Here is an 18,995-nt window from a genome sequence, read left to right as displayed (position 1 = left end):
CCGCGCAGCGTGTGTCGGCGGTCGTTCTAGTCAGTGGTATCCTCGCGGAAAATGTTCCTGAACAGTTGCTAGAGGTGCTGTTCGGCTCATCTCCGGAGGACCCCGCCGATGGCGTGATGAGCAAGAGCCTCAGCGATCTGCAACCGGCTGGCGTCAGTGTCCGTGGAGTTGGGGCGAAACCACACTGTAGACCAATTGAGGGCTCCCAGCACAGCTTTGGTTGCAAGGTCGCTGTCGACTGCATGCAGGGCACCTTCCTCGACACCGGCCTCGATAGCCGTTCGCCAGATCTGTTCGTAGGCCCTCCGAACCTCGGCGATGTGCCGGAACGACGTCGTGTCGGAGGTGACCGACCGCCCGATCACCAGGTTGATGTTGTGCAGAGTGACAACCTGCACGTCGTTCTGCTCGAGCAATACCAGGGTGTGCCGAACAGCCATCCGTTCCAGGCGCCGCGCGGAGTCGATCCCGGGTTCGTCGAGCACAGGCTGAACCGCGTCCGTCAGCATGTAGGCGCCTTCTGTCAGGATGTCGGCGAGAATCTCTACCTTGCTGGTGTAGTAGTGGTAGACCCGACCTTTCGTCGCACCCATCTCCGCAGCCACATCGTCGATCCGCGCACCGCTGTAGCCCATGCGCGCGAACGTCTTCGCGGCGGCTGCAACGATCTCGCTGCGCGGCCCGGTCATCCTCAGCCTTGCACGCGGAACCCTGGCGTGTCCGTTCGGCGAAATGTCAATCACCAACCCCACTGTAGCGTGATTCGAAGAGGCATTGACCACTATTATGACCTGTGCCATACTCGCTGGTATGTCGACATACTAGCGAGTATGTCTCGACTTCGCCATAGGAGACCCGCATGGTTCCACAGTCACAGGGTGTCGATCGCCTCAATTTGTCGAGCGACGAACTGTTGAGTACGACACGAAGTGTTCGAAAACGATTGGACTTCGACCGTCCGGTCCCGCGAGAAGCATTGGTCGACTGCGTGCGCCTGGCGCTGCAGGCACCGTCCGGAAGCAATCGCTGGGTACTGCAATTCGTCGTCGTGACGGACGAAGCTCAGCGGAAAGCCCTCGCAGATGTTTACCGCCGAGGATTCGAGACTTACCGAACCATTCCCAGCTATATCGGAAACGTCGACAAGGGGAGTGCCGAACGCAACGCCAATCAGCAGCGCACGGCCGGCTCCGCCGAATACCTGGCCGAGAATATGGAACGCGCACCGGCGCTGGTCGTCGCGTGCGGAATGGGCAAAGCCGAGTCGGGCCCTCCGATCGCCAAGACCACCCTCCTGGGCAGTGTGCTGCCAGGCATGTGGTCCTTCATGCTCGCAGCACGTGAACGTGGTCTAGGGACCTCGTGGACGACCGTCATGCTCTTCCATGAACAGGAAGCAGCGGATGTTTTGGGGATACCGAACGAGGAAGTAACGATCGGCGCCCTGACGCCCGTCGCCTACACGAAGGGCACATCCTTCAAACCTGCCATGCGACCCGATCCCGAAGAAGTTATTCACTGGGATCGCTGGTAGTCGCAATCTAGATACAGCGCACGCTATCCATCCGCCCACCCGTAACAGAAGAGAGAAATCATGTACAAGCTTTATGCATTCTGGTCCGCTCCGGCCGAATCGGACGTCGCAAGTTTCGAAGAGTACTACGCAGCGACGCACGTGCCGAGGGCCTCGGCGGTGCCCCATCTCGAATCCATCGTGACCACTCTGACCGCTGAAGGATTGGCCGGCGGGGAATCCGCGCACTACCGGGTGGCCGAGATGGCGTTCGCGACTAAAGCTGCCTTCGACGAGTGCGTGAAGTCGCCGGAGTGGGCAGAAATGCGGGCGTGTTCAGGTGACATCATCGAGAAGTACGGTGTCACCCTGACCGTCGCGATCGGCGAAGAAGTCATCGGTACCCCCACCAACAGCTGAGCTGTCGCGGGGAACTTCGAAACTTGATTGGACGAGCAACGAGATGAACGCGGGCACACCGATTCCGGGCCTGATGATGAATTTCCCCCTGACCGTGCACCACCTGCTGCGGCGGATGCGAGACGTACACCCGCACAGCAAGGTTGACACGGTCCGTGCGGCTGATGGCACCGTCACAACGGCTTCCTACGCCGACGTCGTAGACCGAGCGACCCGACTCGCAGCCGCCTTGACCGGGCTGGGCGTCAAGCCCGGTGACCGGGTCGGCACCTTCGCTTGGAACACGCAAGAACACCTCGAGTGCTACTACGGCGTGATGTGCCTCGGCGCCGTCCTCCACACCATCAATCTGAGGCTGCACAACGACCAGATCGGCTACACGGTAAGGCATGCCGATGACCGGGTGATCCTCTTGGACGCATCGTTGGCCGAACAGTTCGCGCCAGTCCTTCGCGAATGCCCCGGGGTCGAGCATGTGATCGTGGTCGGTGACCTGCCCGAGGGAGTCGAGATCGAGGAAGCGATCTCCTACGAGAACCTGATTTCGCAGGCGCCGGCCACCATCGAGTGGCCGGAGTTCGACGAGACGGCAGCGGCAGCGCTGTGTTACACCTCGGGCACCACAGGCGACCCGAAAGGTGTTCTCTATTCGCATCGTTCGATCCTCTTGCACGCATTGTCGATGTCGGGCACCGAGACCTTCCGTATCTCGAACGCAGACCGTGTGCTGTCGATCGTTCCCATGTTTCACGCAATGGGGTGGGGGCTTCCCTTCGTATGCGCATTGAGCGGGGCCGACCTGGTCATGCCGGGCCGCTTCCTACAGCCGGATCCCGTCATCACGGTTGTAGAGCAGCAGAATGTGACGTGGTCCTGCGGTGTCCCAACCGTGTGGATGGACGTTCTCAAGCGGTGCGACCAGCTTGCCGCCGAAGGCATCCAGGTGAATCTGTCTTCACTGCGACGAATCCTGTCCGGCGGCACCCAGGTTCCCACCGAGCTCATGCGGGCCTACCGCAAGCAGTTTGACGTCGAAATGGTGCAGGGCTGGGGTATGACGGAAATCTTTCCCGGCGCAACCGTAGGTTCTCAAGACAGCGTGGCAGGCCGGTCGGAGAAGGCCATGTGGGACCAGCAGTCAGCAGCCGGCCGCTTGAGTCCGCTGTACGAGTTGCGGGTTGTCGACTCCGACAACGTCACCCTCCGCAACGACGGCATCGACGTCGGTGAGATCGAAGTACGCGGCCCCACAGTGGCATCCGAGTACTTCAACGCCCCCGGCACGTCGGACAAGTTCCACGACGGCTGGCTTCGAACCGGGGACGTCGGCACAGTGAGTAGCAACGGGTGGCTGAGAATCTCGGACCGGTCCAAGGACGCGATCAAGTCCGGCGGAGAGTGGATTTCTTCGGTGGATCTCGAAGCAGCACTGATGGATCACGAATCGATCCGGGAGGCGGCCGTGGTCGGTCGCCCCGACGACAGGTGGAGTGAACGGCCGTACGCTTTCGTCGTGACGGATCGCGCAGTTTCCGACGAGGAACTACGAGCGTTCCTCAGTGAACGCGTAGCGCGATGGTGGCTTCCGGACGCGTTCGAAACGATCACATCCATTCCGCGCACCAGTACGGGAAAGTTCGACAAGAAGCAATTGAGGCAACGGCTTCTGAACGGCACCCCTACCGACCAGGGATGACACCGAAGTCGACTGTGGGCCTATCGGCTGTCGTCGGTAGGCCCACATCGATGTCGGGGTGTGCTGGGCAACGGTGCCGCACAGACTTTGTGGCAAGCACAAGCACGCCAGAACGGAGACTTGAGGACATGAGTATCAGACGAGTCGTAGTGGGTGAGAACGAGCACGGAAAAGCGGTGTTCCTTTCCGACGGACCAGCCCCTCTATCGCACTCCTTCGAACATCTCCCCGGGCAGAGCATGACTCGCCTCTGGATGACATCGGACGGCAATTCCCACGTCACGGCAGGGGAGGAGCCAACCTCGCTCACAGGACCCATACTTCCGCCCCCAGGTGGATGCAGCTTCATGATCGTGGGCTACGCACCCGACTCGGTAGCTCTCGCGCCCGATTTCGATGGCGCCGCCGCAGGCGCTGAATTCAATGCCTACGCTGCAGATTTAGTTTCCAGTATGGAACCGGATGCTCCTGGAATGCACAGAACTGACACTGTCGACTTCGGAATCGTTCTGGACGGAGAAATCGTGCTCGAGATTGACGACGGCAACGAGACCCTTCTTCGAGCGGGAGACACTTTTGTGCAACTTGGTGCGCGTCATGCCTGGCGAAACAGGTCGGACACGACAGCATTCGTGGCGTTTGTCCTTTCGACCCCCGCATCCCGTGTGCAGCGCTGACGGAGCGGCCGGAAGGCATGCGCGAGCACCAACTCCGCGGTCTGGACGCGGGAAGTGCCACCCAGCGATCATTCACGACGCTGCCGTGATTCCGGCTCGGACTGAGCGCCCCGTTCCGCAGTGCCGGTTCGCCCGGCGACCACGCCACGTCTCGCGGTCTGTCATCTTGGGGTGCTGGCTCGCATATCTCTTTCAGTTAGAGGATCAGAATCGCGGTGCCAACCGGCCCAAACGTGTCCGAGTAGCACCCGTTCTGCGCGGACTGCCTGGGCGCGGTCACGTTGCTCAGCATCGATTGTCAGAGCCTGCAGACTGGTGGGGATGCGGTTCGTCGTCCGGTAACCCTGTCCATGCCTCGAAGTCGCTCGATGTGGGCGAGAACAGCTCGGTGCAGAACGATACGAACGCATCGGCGCGTGCGGTCAGCACTCCTGGTACACCAATCAGCGCTATGTCGACTGTTGGTATGTCGTCGGTAATGGGCAGGGATACGACATGACGCCCCTCGTGCGTCAAACTATGAGCCGATCGCTGCATCAGGATGGACCACCCCAGTCCGGCGCCGACCAGCGCTCGGGCACCTTCAACACTGCCGGTTCTGTAGCGCACAGTCGGTGCCACACCCAGGCTGTCCAGAGCCGATTGATAGAACTGCTGACTCGGTGGCACATCAACCATGACGAGCGGTTCGCTCTCAAGCTCGGCCAGCGATACAGAGTCCTGACCTCCGAGACGATGGTGTGCAGGCAACAGAATACGAGGGCGCGCAGTGAACAGCTTCGTACGCACCAGATCGGAGCGAACCCCGAGATCGATGATCAAAGCGAGTTCCACGTGCCCTGTCGTCAGTGCGTCCTGCAGTTCGGTGGTCGATCCCTCCAACGAGGACAGCGTGACCTCGGGGTGGAGTTCGGTGAAGCCGCGGATCACGCGCGGCAGCAACGCTGAGGTGAGAGGCGGATGCACCCCTACTGTCATCGGACCCGACAATGTCCCGGAAAGTTCGCGCGCCGATCGCTCGAAGTCTTCTCCCTGCGCGAGCAGACGGCGGGCCTTGATCAGTAGTTCACGGCCAGCTGCGGTGAGTGCGATCCCCTTGGCCTGGCGTCGGTGGAACAACTGGACCCCCAGCCTCTTCTCGAGATCAGATATCGCCATCGAGAGAGCGGACTGCGACACGTGGAATCGGACCGAGGCTCCGACGATGGAGCCATCCTCCGCGACCGCGACGAAGTACTCGACTTGTTTGAGGGTTGCCTTCACATCAGAAAATTTTACTCTATACATGACTAACATGAATTTGCTTGAAGACGAACTGTGACCCACGATACATAAAGGTACTCGGCGGCGCCGCTGCCGCCAGCGGAAGGAGAGCAGTGTCTACCGAAAGCAGTTCTGTGCGAGAGCATTACGACATCGTCATCGTTGGGGCCGGACCAACCGGTTCGGCGATGGCCGGCGATCTGGGCCGTCGCGGCCGATCGGTGCTCTTACTGGAACGTGGTGACGGAGCTGTGTTCGACGCTCGCCTTCATTCAGTGAACATTCGAACCATGGAGTTGGCTCGCCATTGGGGGATCGAGACCGACCTACGCAACTGCGGCTGGCCATCCGAGCATCCTCAGGACGTTGTGTGGGGGTTCAACCTGAAGGACGACGAGGTCGCGCGGATCGACTGGCCGGCAATCTCGGAGATGACGCCCCCGGACTGCAGTCCTACGTTTGCTCAGCGATGCCCTCAAGTTTGGTTCAATCCCATTCTCCTCGACTTCGCGAGACGACAGACGTCGGTAGACGTCCGACTCCATCACGAGATGATCGGGTTCGAGCAAGGTGAAGACGCCGTTCGGGTCGATGTCCGTACACCGAACGGTGCCACGGTCGCCGTTCAGGGCTCCTACCTCGTGGCCGCCGATGGGGCACGAAGCAGCGTTCGGCGCGCACTCGGAGTTCCCACCGTCAAGTCCCCCGTGCTCGGGAGCTCGGCCGAGATCATCTTTCGGTGTCCCGAACTCAGTGCCTTGCCTCTGACCGGCAGCTTCGGACGCTTCACGGTTCTTGAACGGGACGGAATGTCGGTCTCCCTACTCCCGTTCGATGGCCGGGGAACGTACCGCTTGACGGTGATGGTTGGGGGTGGCGAGAAGACGGACGAGCAGATGAAGGAGATCATCCGCAGTTTGGCAGGCCTACCAGACGCTGACATAGAACTGCTGACTCCCGTGATGCCCTGGTCGAGCCGTGAGACCCTCGCGGAAGCCTTTCGAGTGGGAAGGGTGTTTCTCGCAGGGGACGCAGCCCACACCATGCCCACCACCGGCGGAATGGGGATGAACACAGGCGTCGGTGACTCGCTGGACCTCGGCTGGAAGCTCGATGCAGTACTAGCGGGCTGGGGCGGCGAAGGACTTCTGGACAGCTACGACATCGAACGGCGCGCCGCAGTAACTCGAACAAGCAGCTTTGCGAGTGGTGTTTATAAGGATTGGGTGGCAACCAAGCACAGGTTCCAAAGTTCGTGGGATCTCATTGAGCAGGGTGGCTCGGCAGAACACGAGGGCCGCACCCTGCTCGCGGAAACCTTGCTGACCACGTTCAGTCGGGAGTACAACGCCGTGCCGGCCGCTCTGGGCTATCGCTATGACCGATCGCCGGTGGTCATTCCGGATGGATCGCGGCCCCTCCCCGACGACGTCACGTCGTACGTACCGACAGCGGCGCCAGGTCACCGGGCACCTCATGTGTGGGTAGAACCCGGCAGGTCGACGCTCGACTTATTCGGTCCCGGCTTCACTCTGTTGATCATCGGCAGGCCTGCAGGTGACGCGCAGGCACTGTCCGAAGCCGCCCAGAATGCTGGACTTCCCCTGGCAGTCCTTTGCTATGATTTTGGTCCGGTGAGGGATGACCTCATGAGGGCATACGAAGCTCACTTCGTGCTGGTCCGACCGGACGGCCACGTCGCCTGGCGCGCACACAACCAACCCGACGATCCTGAACGCATCGTGGACCTTGTGCGGGGGGTCGGACGAGTCGACGAAACGCAACACACGAGCGGTGAGAGTGAACTCGCCCCGTCGCCGTTGCCTGTGACTTCCAGTTCTGGAGGGTGACAAATCGACACGGCTCGACCGACTAGATCTCTGTTAGCGACGAAATAAGTCCGTAAGGACGAGGAGTAGATGTGGCACACATTGATGGCGGCTTGGTTCTCGCAAAGACACTGCAAGGATTCGGAATAGACACTATTTTCACTTTGCACGGAGGGCACCTGGACTCAGTGCTTCGAGCTGCTGACAGTCTGGGCATCCGCCTGATCGACACTCGACATGAGCAGGCTGCAGGACTTGCGGCAATGGGGTTGGCGCATGCAACCGGCAAGGTCGGTATTGCGCTGATCACCGCGGGAGGCGGCGTGACCAACGTCGTGTCCGCAGCTGCCAATGCCTTGGCAGACGGTGTACCTCTGGTCATTCTCGGGGGGGCGCCACCCCTGAACGACGTTGACGCATTGCCGGCGAACAGCGGCATCGATCAGCTTGCGGTCATGGCCGGTGTCACCAAGCACTCCCTACGCATCACACACATCAGCCTTCTCGCCGAGCTGGTCGGCCGCGCGTTTCGAATCGCGAAAGAAGGCCGGCCCGGACCGGTGTATCTCGATCTCCCGTCCGACGTCTTGTTCGACCAGATCGAGGAAGCGGATGTGGTCTTTCCGAATGGAGCAATGCGAGTCGCTCCCGCTGCCCCCTCGAGGCCTGCCGTACTGGAAGCGCTTTCGCTGCTTCGAGGCGCTTCGCGGCCAGTCATTCTGGCGGGTGGAGGCGTCGTTCGAAGCGGAGCGTCCAACCTTCTCGTCGAGTTCGTCGAACGCACGGGTATTCCGGTACTGACCAACAACAAGTCCCGCGGTGTCATCCCTACGACAAGTCCGTTGTGGGGCCGCGGATTCAGTGCGCTGGGCGCGGCAAAGGCACGAGGGCACGGCGAGGCAGACGTCGTGGTGCTACTGGGCGCTCGAGTAGGTATCTACACCGGGGGACGACACAACTCCGTGATCCCGACATCAGCTCGCGTGATCCAGGTTGATGTAGAGCCTGAAGAGATGGGCCGCCTCCACGACGTGCATCTCGGCATCACATCCGATTGCCGAGAAATGCTGTCAGCACTGCTAGACGCGGACGATGCGACGTGGCCCGACTATTCGAACTGGGCAGCGTCATTGACGTCGCCGAGTGAGAGGAAGCGGAACGCGGGATCCGAAGCCGACGGAGTCCTCACGCCGGGATTAGTGGGCGCCGCGCTTGCCTCATTTCTACCCGCCGACACCGTACTGGTGGCCGACGGCGGTGAAACACCCTCGTGGCTTGACGCCGCTGCCACAAGCGACACCGCTGGCCAGTGGTTCGGACACGGATACCTCGGAATCATGGGGGAAGGAATGCCCCTGGCGATCGGCGCACAGATCGCCTACCCCGACAAGCGGGTCGTGGTGTGGGTCGGAGACGGTGCAGTCGGTTTCAATTTCGCCGAGTTCGACACGATGGTCCGCCACAACCTGCCGATCGTCGTGGTCGTCAACAACGATCGGCAGTGGACGATGTCGGCACACGGCCAGGAACTGCTCTGGGGATCGACTCCGCGCCTGGCCGTCGACCTACGTGACACGCGCTACGACATCGCGGCCTCCGGCTTCGGAGCACATGCCGAATACGTAGAGAAGCTCGACGAACTCGCACCGGCACTCGAACGCGCACTGGCATCAGGTATGCCGGCATGCGTGAACGTCGCGACCACCGCCATCGAAATTGCGCCAGTGACCAGGCGGTTCATGCGCGACGCAGCGCAAGCTGATTCGTCGGTGGCATCGAGCAGTGCGGCACTGACCGACAGCCCGTCGACAAGCCGGTGAAGGAAGGAGCACGCAATGACTAAACGTCTGGAAAACAAGGTCGCCCTGGTCACCGGCGCGGCCCGCGGGCAAGGCCGCAGCCACGCGATCCGCCTCGCGACGGAAGGCGCCAACATCATCGCGCTGGACGCTTGTGCGGATATCGCCAACACCCCGTATCCAGGAGCAACACTCGACGACCTCGAGGAAACCGCAGATGCCGTCAGATCCGCTGGCGGCAAGATCGTGACCGCACAAGTGGACGTGCGCAATATCGATGAGATCACCACCGTTACCGCCGACGGCGTGAGCCAGCTGGGACGACTCGACGTCGTCTGCGCGAATGCCGGCATTCGGACGATCGCGGCAACGTCTGATCTCAGCGACGAGACATGGGCAGAAACCATCGACATCAATCTGACCGGAGCCTGGCACACCTGCCGGGCTGCCATTCCACACTTGATGAATGCCGGGGGCGGCTCGATCGTCATCACCAGTTCCGTCGGCGGTTTGAAGGGATCGGCCAACCTTGCTGCGTACGTCGCTGCCAGCCACGGACTCGTGGGTCTAATGCGCAGTCTGGCAAAGGAACTGGCACCGATTGGCATTCGTGTCAACACCGTGAACCCCACAACCGTCGATACCGACATGACCCGGAACAGTTCGATGTATCACCTCTTGCTGCCCGATCGCGAATCGCCTGGGTTCGACGAATGGGCCGATGCCAGCCGTCGCACCCACCCAATGGGGATCCCATATCTGGAAGCCGGTGACGTCAGCGGGACTGTCGCCTTTCTCGCCTCCGACGATGCCAAGTACATCACCGGAGTAGCGGTACCTATCGACGGAGGAGTGATCGGCCGATGATTGCTGCACAGGAACCGAGACGAGAAAGGCTGGAGGGTCAAGTCGCCCTCGTGACCGGCGCAGCACGCGGTCAAGGTCGCAGTCATGCTGTTCACCTCGCGCGTGAGGGTGCCGACATCATCGCGATCGACATCGACCGGCAGATCCCGGGATTGCGTTACAAGACAGCAACTCAAGGCGATCTGGCTGAGACGATCCGCCAAGTCGAAGCACTCGGCCGCAAGGTGATTGCAGGCGTCGTCGACGTGCGTGATGCATCACGGATGCGCGATGTGGTGCGGGCTGCAGTGTCCGAACTCGGACGGCTCGACATCGTCGTTGCCAATGCCGGTGTCGCCTATACAGATCCGGCGCATCTGATGTCGTCGAAAATGTGGAGCACGGTGATCGACATCAATCTCACCGGTGTGTGGAACACGTGCAACGCGAGCATCCCGCACCTCATCGAAGGTGGTCGAGGTGGGTCCATCATCATCACCAGTTCCGTTCTGGGCCTGAGTGGAAACAACAACACGACGGCATACGCAGCGTCGAAGCATGGCGTGGTCGGATTGATGAAGGTGCTGGCCGGCGAACTTGGCCCGCACAGGATTCGCGTCAATACCCTGCATCCCTCTCAGGTTAACACTCCAATGATCATGCATGAGAGCATGTTCCGAGTCTTTGCTCCTGAACTCGAGAACCCAACCAAGGACGACTTCGCCGAACGTTCCCTGAACATGCACCAGATGCCGGTTCCGTGGTCCGAACCCAGCGATATCAGCGAGGCGGTGTTGTTCTTGTGCTGTGACAGTGGCCGGTATATCACCGGTGTAACGCTCCCGATCGATGTCGGTCTGCTGTCGCGATGATCTTGACGACGCACACAGATCGAGTCAGACCGAACAGGGTTTGGGTGGGCACTTGCCGCCAAGCCCCTTTCAATGCTACATGTTCGGTGCACCCGCGCCGTTCAATCGTGAGCTGCTTTCCCGCGCTCATGCAGTGACAGGAGAAAACAATGACAACGATGCGCGCGGCTCGGCTCCATGACTCGCACAGCCCACTTCGCATCGACGATGTGGAAATTCCATCCCTTCGTCCCACCGATGTGCTTGTACGTGTCGAAGCTTGTGGCATCGTGCCGAACTTGGCGAACATCCTCACTGCATTCGACGAAGTGGCACCCAACGGCTCGCTTCCGCCATTGCCAGCGGTATTCGGACTGGACGCTGCCGGCGTAATCGCAGTCAAGGGTGATCAGGTGAGGGGGATGAACGTCGGCGATCGCGTCTACGTAAACCCTGCTCGCTACTGTGGGGCCTGCCGGGCGTGCCGTGCCGGCAGAACGGCGCACTGCGAATACTACCTCTTCAACGGCTACTTCGGGTTCACACCCAAATCCCGCGAGATGGTGTCCGACTACCCGCATGGCGGCTTGTGTGAGTACCTGGCTGCTCCGCAGTACAGTCTCGTCGCACTTCCCGACAGTGTGTCGTTTGAAGAAGCGTGCCGATTCGGGTACCTCGGGACCGGATTCCGGGCGCTGAAGAAGGCAGGGGTCAGACCCGGCGATGTTGTGCTTGTCAACGGAGTCAGCGGAACTCTCGGACTGGGTGTCGCGCTGTTGGCGCTTGCCATGGGGGCTGGACTCATCATCGGGACAGGTCGTGATGCAGCCAAACTCGAACGGGTGAAGGAAATCGCACCCGACCGAATCGCTGTGTATACCAAAGCGGAGGCAACACAGAGTCTCGCCGACTACGCGGCAGAGCTCACTGACGGAGTCGGTGTTGACACGGTGGTCGACTGCCTGGCCAACGGAAGTCCCGCCGAGCCGTTTCTCGAGGCACTTGCTGCACTCGGCCGCGGGGGCTCACTCGTTAATATCGGAGCGGTTGGCGGAGCCGTCCCGATCACGATGCATGAGCTAATGGAGCGAGAGCAGCACATCTACGGTTCTATCTGGTTCACTACCGAACAGGCAGAAGAGATGGCAGCCCTCGCCGCGACCGAGTTGCTCAACCTGAGCCACCTCGAGCACAGAGTATTTCCCCTCGAGAAGGTCAACGAAGCAATTCAAACGGTCGTTAAGAAGGGCAACGGAGGTTTCGACAACTTTGTGGTGAACCCCCAACTCTGACGATCATCTCGGGCAATGCCGCCAGGTGATGTCGTCAAGCAGGGGACGAGTCAGAGTGCCGCCGACCGTCGGTCGAACAGACCGTGAGGACACAATCGCTCTACTGCTGCGCAAGCAGTGATCACACTCCACGAATAAGGAGATCGCAGTGGAATTCAAGAATGACGGCTTCGTGCATCGATCGGTCCAGCGCGATGATGGGACGTCGATCGCTTATACCAGCAAGGGCGACGGGCCGATGGTCCTCATGGTTCACGGCTTCCCGGAAAGCTGGTACTCGTTTCGCCATCAGATCGACGCGGTCGCTGAGGCAGGTTACTCGGCGGTCGCTATCCACCTCCGTGGATATGGCAACTCGGATAAGCCCACCAGTGGCGATGCGTACATCAGTCGTGAGACCGCGGCGGATGTGATCGCTGTCATTGATGACGCAGGAGCCCCGCAAGCAGTCTTGATCGGGCACGACGTGGGGGCTGTAGTGGCGCAGAAGACCGCCCTACTCTATCCGGACAGGATTCGCGGCCTGGTTCTCCTAAGCGTCCCCACGCTGCATCCATTCCCTGCAGATCCCCTCGACGTCATGAAGAGCGTCTACCCGGACAATCTCTTTTACATGGAGTACTTCCACGACGTCGAGACCGCCAGTCGCGAACTGGAGTCGGATATTCCGCGGTTTCTGAAGTTGGCCTTCCACTGGCTGTCGGGAACGCACCCGGACGACGACAGCATGCTGGTTCGACCGGCAGGTTCGAAATCTCTCCTCTCAGGACTTGAAGAGCCCAGCTCTTTGCCTGACTGGCTCAACGACGACGACTTCCAGTTCTTCGTCGACGAACTCACGGCAGGGGGATTGGCGGGGCCGGTAAGCGCGTACCCGGCAGTTACTCTGGACCACTATGACCTTGCGGAGTACGCAAGCCAGCAGATTGAAGTCCCCACCATGTTTGTTGGTGGGAATCGTGATTCATCGCGAGCGCTGTTCGGCTACGACTCCTTTGCCGAGCCCCTCTCGCGATGCACTGACCCTCGTGGCGCACATATCCTTCCGGGTATCGGCCATTGGATTCAGCAGGAGGCGCCGGACCAAGTAAGCGCCCTTGTGCTCGAATTTCTCGACGAAATCAAACTCCCCACGTAAGTCGATCGCGTCTCGCCTCCGGTTGCGCCAAGAGGTCCGTGATCAATACCGCCACTCTCGCTTTCGTGACTTGTGCGCCTTGTCGGTACAGTCGGGACAGATGAGAGCTAGGTGAGAAACATAGCCGTATAGCGAGCGAGGAACGGCAAACGCCGTCTATATCTCATGCCGCCACTGACACAGCGCTGGTAAGGCGCGGGCGAACAACGCATTCGGGGTGATCGAGGGCGGCCTATTCCATAGTGGTGGCACCGATGGGGTGTACGCGCAGGCAGTGAGTAACCGCCCTGCGCTCGCGACCGGGCAGACGTTGGCCGATGCGCGACTCCGTGGATCGCGACGTCCACTGCCTCGTTAGTCGAGGGCCGGGATGACGCGGGAAGAGGTCGACGCGGCTATCACCCCGTCAGGTCGCCCTCGACAGCGAGGAGCCACAAAACCACGATGGCTCGCTATCCGGTCCTCGGCAGCGCGAGAACCTCCAGCCACGCAATCGAGGCGAATCGGCGCTGAAGTCAGACCCACTCTTCGCACACCGAACAGAATCGTGCAGCCAGGCCATGAATGAAACCCGCCCATCAAGAGCAGAGGCCCAACCAGACTCTTCTGCACCCGATTTCGCCACCGAGGTACTAAAAGAACCAACGAGCAGATTCGACCGGATCTGGGTCCAGCGGGCACTCGTCATCTGCCGCTACCTCGACACTGTCCACTCTCTATCCACCTCCAGTCGCGCTGTCGTCGCTTTCGCCATCGTGTGGGCCCCGTATGGCGGATCCGCCCCAGAAGACCTCCTCGTGACCTTCGGAGTGAATAGGGCCAGGTTCTTGGAGCTCCTCGCGACAGCGCTCAATCCCAATCATGTTGAGCAACAGATTGTTCAAGATGTCAAATCTGTCCTGTACAATGACCTGCTATTGGCCTGGAACAGATGCGGAACCCCGAGAATTCTGCAGTCGGTGGCAGCCTTTCCCCTGACGACTGAACCTCTGAGATCGTAGGGGACGACGCGTGTGGATTTCGACTCACGAGGCACAGGAGTTGCCCGACGATTCAGTTGTGTACGTGATGGGCTGGTCATGGTGATTAGCGGGCAGTCGTGGGGTTGGCCTTGGTCGGAGACTGCAATTCGTGGCACGTGGCGGTCTCGCATTGGATTATCTAGCGCTTGCTAAGTAGTCTGTGGGCGGGCGTGGGCTTGAACCCTCTAGCACTGACCCATGCAGCGTCACGGTGACGCGTAGGCGTCAGGACCCGCCGTCGGCCGGTGCGCCTGAGATCACATCGCACGGAGGAAGATAATGAGAGCAGTACAACTCGTCGCATCGGTCGGACTGACGGGGATACGCATCTCCGACATACCCGAGCCTGAACATGTCGATGATCTGGTTGTAGTGGATCTCTACGCAGCTGGAGTGTCCTATCCGGACCTGCTCCAGTGCACCGGCAGTTACCAGGTGGTTAAACCCTTGCCGTCAATCCTAGGAGTTGAAGGCGCCGGCACTGTGCGGTCGGCTCCGGAGCGAACCGGGTTGAGTGTCGGACAGCGAGTGGCAGTTCTGTGCTTTGACGGATCATGGCAGCAGACAGTTGCCGTGCATCCGAGTATGGTTTTTCCGCTTCCAGATTCGGTATCGATCGCCGCCGGCGCGGGCTTCCTCATGAACTACCTCACCGTGCACTTCGCGCTTGACGAGCGAGCCCACTCCCACGAAGGCGAGAGCATTCTTGTGCATGGTGCCGCCGGTGGCGTTGGCACCGCAGCATTGCAGGTCGCGTCTGCCCTGGGCCTCGAGACATGCGCAGTGGTCAGCAGCGAGGACAAGGCGCTCGTCGCGAAGGCAAACGGCGCCAGGCATATTGTCCTCGCTGACGGATTCAAAGACGAGGTCCGAAAGCTGACTGGAGATCGAGGCGTCGATATTGTCCTCGACCCGGTTGGCGGCGACCGCTTCACCGACAGCTCACGCTCTCTCGCAACCAATGGCCGCGCCGTGGTACTAGGCTTCGCTGCGGGTGACATCCCAACGGTCAAGGTGAACAGACTGCTCTTGAGGAACATTTCTGTGGTGGGCGCCGGATGGGCCGAATACGTCCGCGAGCACCCGGACTACCTCGCACGACAGTGGGAGAAGCTCCAGCCTTTGCTGGCTTCAGGGGCGATGCAGGTTCCCGAGCCGACCGTCTATGCAATCGACGACGCTGTCGAGGCCCTTGCTTCGATAGAAGACCGTCGCGCCACAGGAAAAGTCGCACTCAACCTGCGATAACGGCCCAGAGCTGCGCAGGAACCAAGCCCACCAAACTCGCCGAGCGCATCGCTATTGGCTGCTGACCTCACATTGCCCAGGTTTGGCATCGATGCACGGACAAACTTAACAGGAAGGCGCAATCACATGAACAGTGATACTCGGTCCGTCGTAGAAACCCGTCGTTCTCAACAACTTCCGGACAGTGCTGCAGAAACCCTGGAGCACCTCCTTGCCGTGCGAGTGAGCTACCGCTCGTTCCATCCCGATCCGGTCGCCGAGTACACGCTCGACCGGATCCTTCGAACGGCCCAGTTGACAGCGTCATGGTGCAACAGCCAATCCTGGAAAGTCGCGATCACACGCGGAGTAGGGACCGATCGGCTTCGCGCCGCCCTCACCGACGCAGCGATTAGCGGTGGGGCTGAGGAAACGGACATTCCTTTCCCCCGAGAGTATCGGGGCGTACACCGCGACCGCCGCCGCGAGAGCGGATTCCAGCTCTACAACGCGTTGGGGATAGAGCGCGGAGATCGCACCCGCCAGATGCAGCAGACACTGGAGAATTTCAACTTCTTCGGCGCGCCTCATGTCGCGATCATTCATACCGACGAGGCTTTGGGTCCCTATGGTGCGGTGGATTGTGGAGGCTACGTGAGTACTTTCCTGCTCACTGCGGCGGCACACGGTGTCGGAACAATCGCGCAGGCGGCACTTGCGATGTACCCGAGTGTGCTGAGGGAGCAGCTGGACCTACGGGAAGATCGCACCATCGTGTGTGGAATTTCCTTCGGTTACCCCGATATCGAGCACCCAACTAACAGCTATAGGACCACACGTGCACCGATTGACCAGGTCATCGACTGGATCGACAGTTGATGCCTGAATTCTCGAACGACGACTATCGGGTAAGTACTGAACGCCACGGTCGGGTGTTTCTCATCCGAATGGAGCGCCCGGACAAGCGGAACGCTGTGGACGCGGCGATGCTTGCAGGCCTTGATGCTGCGTTCAATGAACTGGACAACGACCCTGACCTCTGGTGCGGAGTACTGAGCGGTGGGGATGATGTCTTTGGCGCTGGAACGGATCTTGCGGATGGTCCAGGGGCTCCGACCGTCCGCGGCGGCACGTACGGGGTGATCTCGAGAAGGCGAACCACACCGTTGGTCGCACCAGTGGAGGGCTCCGCCTACGGTGGAGGATTCGAGCTTGTCCTGACGTGCGCCATAGTGGTAGCCAGCCATTCCGCTCGATTCGCGCTACCGGAAGTCACTCACGGTGTAGTTGCCAACGCTGGCGCACGATTTCGTGGTCAGCCCGCGCTATCGCCCCACCTTGCCAAAGCGCTCCTTCTCACCGGTCGGCCGTTCGGTCCCGGCCGAGCACAGTCGGTCGGACTCGTGCACGAAGTCGTTGCTGCCGGCCACGCCGAGGAGGCAGCGCTGGCGACGGCTGCCCAAATCGCAGCTAACTCCCCGGTCGCGTGCAAGCGACACTGCGGGCGGTGGAAGCAACGCTGCATGACGGTGATGAGCGTGGATGGGAACTGACTGCTGAAGCCGAGTCGCGAGCTACGGCATCAGCGGACTTTCGGGAAGGAATTAATGAGTTCCTGGAGAAGCGCCGACCTGCCTGGAGCGGTCGATGAGCCAGGCCGCACGTGTGGGCCTATCGATGGAGTCGGGCTGAGGAATCGGTGAGCGCTCGGATCGTTGTCGGTGCTCACCGCTTCGCGTCGGGAAGCTCGTTAAGAGCGTGTCTCATGTGGGTGAAGTGATGTGTGGGACATAATGCGACGCGTGTAGACGGGTTGTCACTGAGGTTGGTTCCGGATGCGTTGTGGGAGATAGCTGAACCATTGATTCCACGTTTGTCGCCCGCGCCGCAGGGAGGTGGTTGTGCGCCGGCGGACGATCGGGCGCTGTTCACCGCGATCGTGTACGTGCTCACCAGCGGATGTGCGTGGCGGCACCTGCCGCCTTCATGCGGGGGACCGTGCCGACCGCGCATCGACGGATAAGTGCCTGGGTGTGGGATGGGGTGTTTGTGAAGCTCCATCTCGAGGTGCTCGATCGGCTCGCTAGCGCGGGCGAACTCGACTGGACGGCAGCGATCCTGGACGCGGCAAGCGTGCGGGCGAAAATGGGGGCTCGCTTACCGATCCTAGCCCGGTCGACCGTGGCAAGAAGGGCTCGACGATGCGCGTCCTGTCCGAAGCAAATAGAATCCCACTGGTCGTGTACGTGACCGGGCGAACACCCTTGGACATCACGATGCTGCAACTATTGGTGGCAGCGATTCCGGCAACGAAGTCTCGGCGCGGGGAAAGCTTCGTGCCGACGAGGGTTACGACTACGACATTCACCGGTGTGGTTGGTCTATGGCAGAAGGGAACCGTGATGCGGTCCTGGCTACTCGAACTTCGGGTGGCTGCACTTCGGCAAGTCCCAGGGACTGAGTTCGCTGTCCGGGTACACCGAGCTCGGGGGAGGGGCGTTGGACCCTCCAGGAGGCTATCCCCCGTATGGTGCCGGCTCCGGTTCCGGTCATGTCGGCCGCATTGTTCGCGCGATTCGCCTCCCGACAATCGGATTCGCCGACGATGAAGGCGGTGTCGGCCCTGGGGCACCAGCTCGGGGAACATCAGGTCCGTGAAATGAAGGTGGTGTAGTGATGAAGTTGGGTTACAAGGCGTCTGCGGAGCAGTTCGGTCCGCGGGAGTTGGTGGAGCTGGGTGTGCTGGCGGAGCGGCACGGCATGGATTCGGCGACGGTGTCGGATCATTTCCAGCCGTGGCGGCACGAGGGTGGTCATGCGCCGTTCTCGCTGGCGTGGATGACGGCGGTGGGGGAGCGCACGTCACGGTTGCAGTTGGGGACGTCGGTGATGACGCCGACGTTCCGGTACAACCCGGCGGTGGTGGCGCAGGCGTTCGCGACGATGGGGTGTCTGTACCCGGGGCGGATCATGCTCGGTGTCGGTACCGGCGAGGCACTGAACGAGATCGCGACCGGTTTCGCCGGTCAGTGGCCGGAATTCAAGGAGCGGTTCGCGCGGCTGCGGGAAGCGGTCCGGTTGATGCGGGAGCTCTGGCTCGGTGACCGGGTCGATTTCGAGGGTGACTACTTCTCCACGAAGGGGGCGTCGATCTACGACGTGCCCGAGGGCGGGATCCCGGTGTACATCGCCGCGGGCGGCCCGGTGGTGGCCCGGTACGCCGGTCGCAGCGGTGACGGGTTCATCTGCACGTCCGGTAAGGGCATGGAGTTGTACACGGAGAAGTTGATGCCTGCGGTCGCGGAGGGGGCGGCCAAGGCCGAGCGGGATGTGGCGGAGATCGACAAGATGATCGAGATCAAGATTTCGTACGACACGGATCCGGAGTTGGCGCTCGAGAACACGCGGTTCTGGGCGCCGTT

Annotated in this window: 16 protein-coding genes and 2 pseudogenes; 16 read left to right on the top strand and 2 right to left on the bottom strand. The window is 61.0% G+C overall.

Going from position 1 to position 18,995, the window contains the following annotated elements; genetic code table 11:
• Positions 1 to 86 precede the first annotated feature (86 nt).
• Positions 87 to 782, bottom strand: a complete 696-nt coding sequence (locus ACFTZB_RS15185) for a TetR/AcrR family transcriptional regulator (RefSeq protein WP_378432632.1) — start codon at positions 780 to 782, stop codon at positions 87 to 89.
• 77 nt (positions 783 to 859) lie between these two features.
• Between ACFTZB_RS15185 and ACFTZB_RS15180 the strand changes: the two genes are divergently transcribed.
• The 4 genes from ACFTZB_RS15180 (at position 860) to ACFTZB_RS15165 (ending at position 4,306) form a co-directional block, all read left to right on the top strand.
• Positions 860 to 1,534: a nitroreductase family protein gene (locus ACFTZB_RS15180; RefSeq protein ID WP_378432631.1), complete on the top strand. Its 675-nt coding sequence runs from the start codon at positions 860 to 862 to the stop codon at positions 1,532 to 1,534.
• Positions 1,535 to 1,594: 60 nt separating this feature from the next.
• Positions 1,595 to 1,933 carry an EthD family reductase gene (locus tag ACFTZB_RS15175; RefSeq protein ID WP_378432630.1) on the top strand — a complete coding sequence of 113 codons (339 nt, stop codon included), beginning with the start codon at positions 1,595 to 1,597 and terminating at the stop codon, positions 1,931 to 1,933.
• Positions 1,934 to 1,976: 43 nt separating this feature from the next.
• Positions 1,977 to 3,629, top strand: a complete 1,653-nt coding sequence (locus ACFTZB_RS15170; protein ID WP_378432629.1) for a long-chain fatty acid--CoA ligase — start codon at positions 1,977 to 1,979, stop codon at positions 3,627 to 3,629.
• Between the two features lie 347 nt (positions 3,630 to 3,976).
• Positions 3,977 to 4,306 (top strand): cupin domain-containing protein, encoded by a 330-nt coding sequence (locus ACFTZB_RS15165; RefSeq protein WP_378432628.1) that lies wholly within the window; start codon positions 3,977 to 3,979, stop codon positions 4,304 to 4,306.
• 285 nt (positions 4,307 to 4,591) lie between these two features.
• On the opposite strand, the gene ACFTZB_RS15160 is transcribed toward ACFTZB_RS15165, so the two are convergent.
• Positions 4,592 to 5,569, bottom strand: a complete 978-nt coding sequence (locus ACFTZB_RS15160; protein WP_378432627.1) for a LysR family transcriptional regulator — start codon at positions 5,567 to 5,569, stop codon at positions 4,592 to 4,594.
• 113 nt (positions 5,570 to 5,682) lie between these two features.
• Between ACFTZB_RS15160 and ACFTZB_RS15155 the strand changes: the two genes are divergently transcribed.
• The 12 genes and pseudogenes from ACFTZB_RS15155 to fgd form a co-directional block, all read left to right on the top strand.
• The gene (locus ACFTZB_RS15155; protein WP_378432626.1) at positions 5,683 to 7,419 is read left to right on the top strand and encodes an FAD-dependent monooxygenase; all 1,737 of its coding nucleotides are present in this window, start codon (positions 5,683 to 5,685) and stop codon (positions 7,417 to 7,419) included.
• 71 nt (positions 7,420 to 7,490) lie between these two features.
• A complete protein-coding gene (locus tag ACFTZB_RS15150) occupies positions 7,491 to 9,218 on the top strand; it encodes a thiamine pyrophosphate-binding protein (protein WP_378432625.1) in 1,728 nt (575 codons plus the stop codon).
• Between the two features lie 15 nt (positions 9,219 to 9,233).
• Positions 9,234 to 10,064 (top strand): mycofactocin-coupled SDR family oxidoreductase, encoded by an 831-nt coding sequence (locus ACFTZB_RS15145; protein WP_378432624.1) that lies wholly within the window; start codon positions 9,234 to 9,236, stop codon positions 10,062 to 10,064.
• On the top strand, positions 10,061 to 10,915 hold the full coding sequence (locus tag ACFTZB_RS15140) for a mycofactocin-coupled SDR family oxidoreductase (RefSeq protein ID WP_378432623.1): 855 nt from the start codon (positions 10,061 to 10,063) through the stop codon (positions 10,913 to 10,915). Before ACFTZB_RS15145 ends, ACFTZB_RS15140 begins: the two co-directional genes overlap by 4 nt.
• A gap of 149 nt (positions 10,916 to 11,064) precedes the next feature.
• Positions 11,065 to 12,186, top strand: coding sequence for an alcohol dehydrogenase catalytic domain-containing protein (locus tag ACFTZB_RS15135; RefSeq protein ID WP_378432622.1), 1,122 nt, complete (start codon positions 11,065 to 11,067; stop codon positions 12,184 to 12,186).
• Between the two features lie 148 nt (positions 12,187 to 12,334).
• The gene (locus ACFTZB_RS15130) at positions 12,335 to 13,324 is read left to right on the top strand and encodes an alpha/beta fold hydrolase (RefSeq protein ID WP_378432621.1); all 990 of its coding nucleotides are present in this window, start codon (positions 12,335 to 12,337) and stop codon (positions 13,322 to 13,324) included.
• Positions 13,325 to 14,625: 1,301 nt separating this feature from the next.
• Positions 14,626 to 15,594 (top strand): NADPH:quinone oxidoreductase family protein, encoded by a 969-nt coding sequence (locus tag ACFTZB_RS15125; protein WP_378432620.1) that lies wholly within the window; start codon positions 14,626 to 14,628, stop codon positions 15,592 to 15,594.
• Between the two features lie 126 nt (positions 15,595 to 15,720).
• Positions 15,721 to 16,452 (top strand): nitroreductase, encoded by a 732-nt coding sequence (locus ACFTZB_RS15120; RefSeq protein WP_378432619.1) that lies wholly within the window; start codon positions 15,721 to 15,723, stop codon positions 16,450 to 16,452.
• Entirely contained in the window at positions 16,452 to 17,126 is a 675-nt protein-coding gene (locus tag ACFTZB_RS15115) for an enoyl-CoA hydratase-related protein (protein WP_378432618.1), read from the top strand. The genes ACFTZB_RS15120 and ACFTZB_RS15115 overlap by 1 nt, the downstream gene beginning before the upstream one ends.
• A 230-nt stretch (positions 17,127 to 17,356) precedes the next feature.
• Positions 17,357 to 17,968, top strand: a pseudogene (locus ACFTZB_RS15110) (IS5 family transposase); the annotation flags it as partial.
• Positions 17,943 to 18,247 (top strand): annotated as a pseudogene (locus tag ACFTZB_RS15105) (6-phosphogluconate dehydrogenase); the annotation flags it as partial. The pseudogenes ACFTZB_RS15110 and ACFTZB_RS15105, both read left to right, overlap by 26 nt.
• 2 nt (positions 18,248 to 18,249) lie before the next feature.
• Positions 18,250 to 18,995 (top strand): glucose-6-phosphate dehydrogenase (coenzyme-F420) (fgd, locus tag ACFTZB_RS15100; RefSeq protein WP_378432617.1); only part of this gene is annotated, 746 nt, incomplete at its 3' end.

Source organism: Rhodococcus sp. NPDC057014 (assembly GCF_042673295.1).
Classification (GTDB): Bacteria; Actinomycetota; Actinomycetes; order Mycobacteriales; family Mycobacteriaceae; genus Rhodococcus_F.
The sequence above is the reverse complement of the archived record's forward strand: the minus strand, read 5'-3'. Positions and strand labels throughout refer to the sequence as shown.

Coding starts and splice junctions, on each gene's coding strand:
- ACFTZB_RS15140 (WP_378432623.1), top strand. CDS start 10,061: ATGATTGCTGCACAGGAACCGAGACGAGAAAGGCTGGAGGGTCAAGTC.
- ACFTZB_RS15125 (WP_378432620.1), top strand. CDS start 14,626: ATGAGAGCAGTACAACTCGTCGCATCGGTCGGACTGACGGGGATACGC.
- ACFTZB_RS15165 (WP_378432628.1), top strand. CDS start 3,977: ATGATCGTGGGCTACGCACCCGACTCGGTAGCTCTCGCGCCCGATTTC.
- ACFTZB_RS15170 (WP_378432629.1), top strand. CDS start 1,977: ATGAACGCGGGCACACCGATTCCGGGCCTGATGATGAATTTCCCCCTG.
- ACFTZB_RS15120 (WP_378432619.1), top strand. CDS start 15,721: ATGAACAGTGATACTCGGTCCGTCGTAGAAACCCGTCGTTCTCAACAA.
- ACFTZB_RS15135 (WP_378432622.1), top strand. CDS start 11,065: ATGACAACGATGCGCGCGGCTCGGCTCCATGACTCGCACAGCCCACTT.
- ACFTZB_RS15145 (WP_378432624.1), top strand. CDS start 9,234: ATGACTAAACGTCTGGAAAACAAGGTCGCCCTGGTCACCGGCGCGGCC.
- ACFTZB_RS15180 (WP_378432631.1), top strand. CDS start 860: ATGGTTCCACAGTCACAGGGTGTCGATCGCCTCAATTTGTCGAGCGAC.
- ACFTZB_RS15175 (WP_378432630.1), top strand. CDS start 1,595: ATGTACAAGCTTTATGCATTCTGGTCCGCTCCGGCCGAATCGGACGTC.
- ACFTZB_RS15115 (WP_378432618.1), top strand. CDS start 16,452: ATGCCTGAATTCTCGAACGACGACTATCGGGTAAGTACTGAACGCCAC.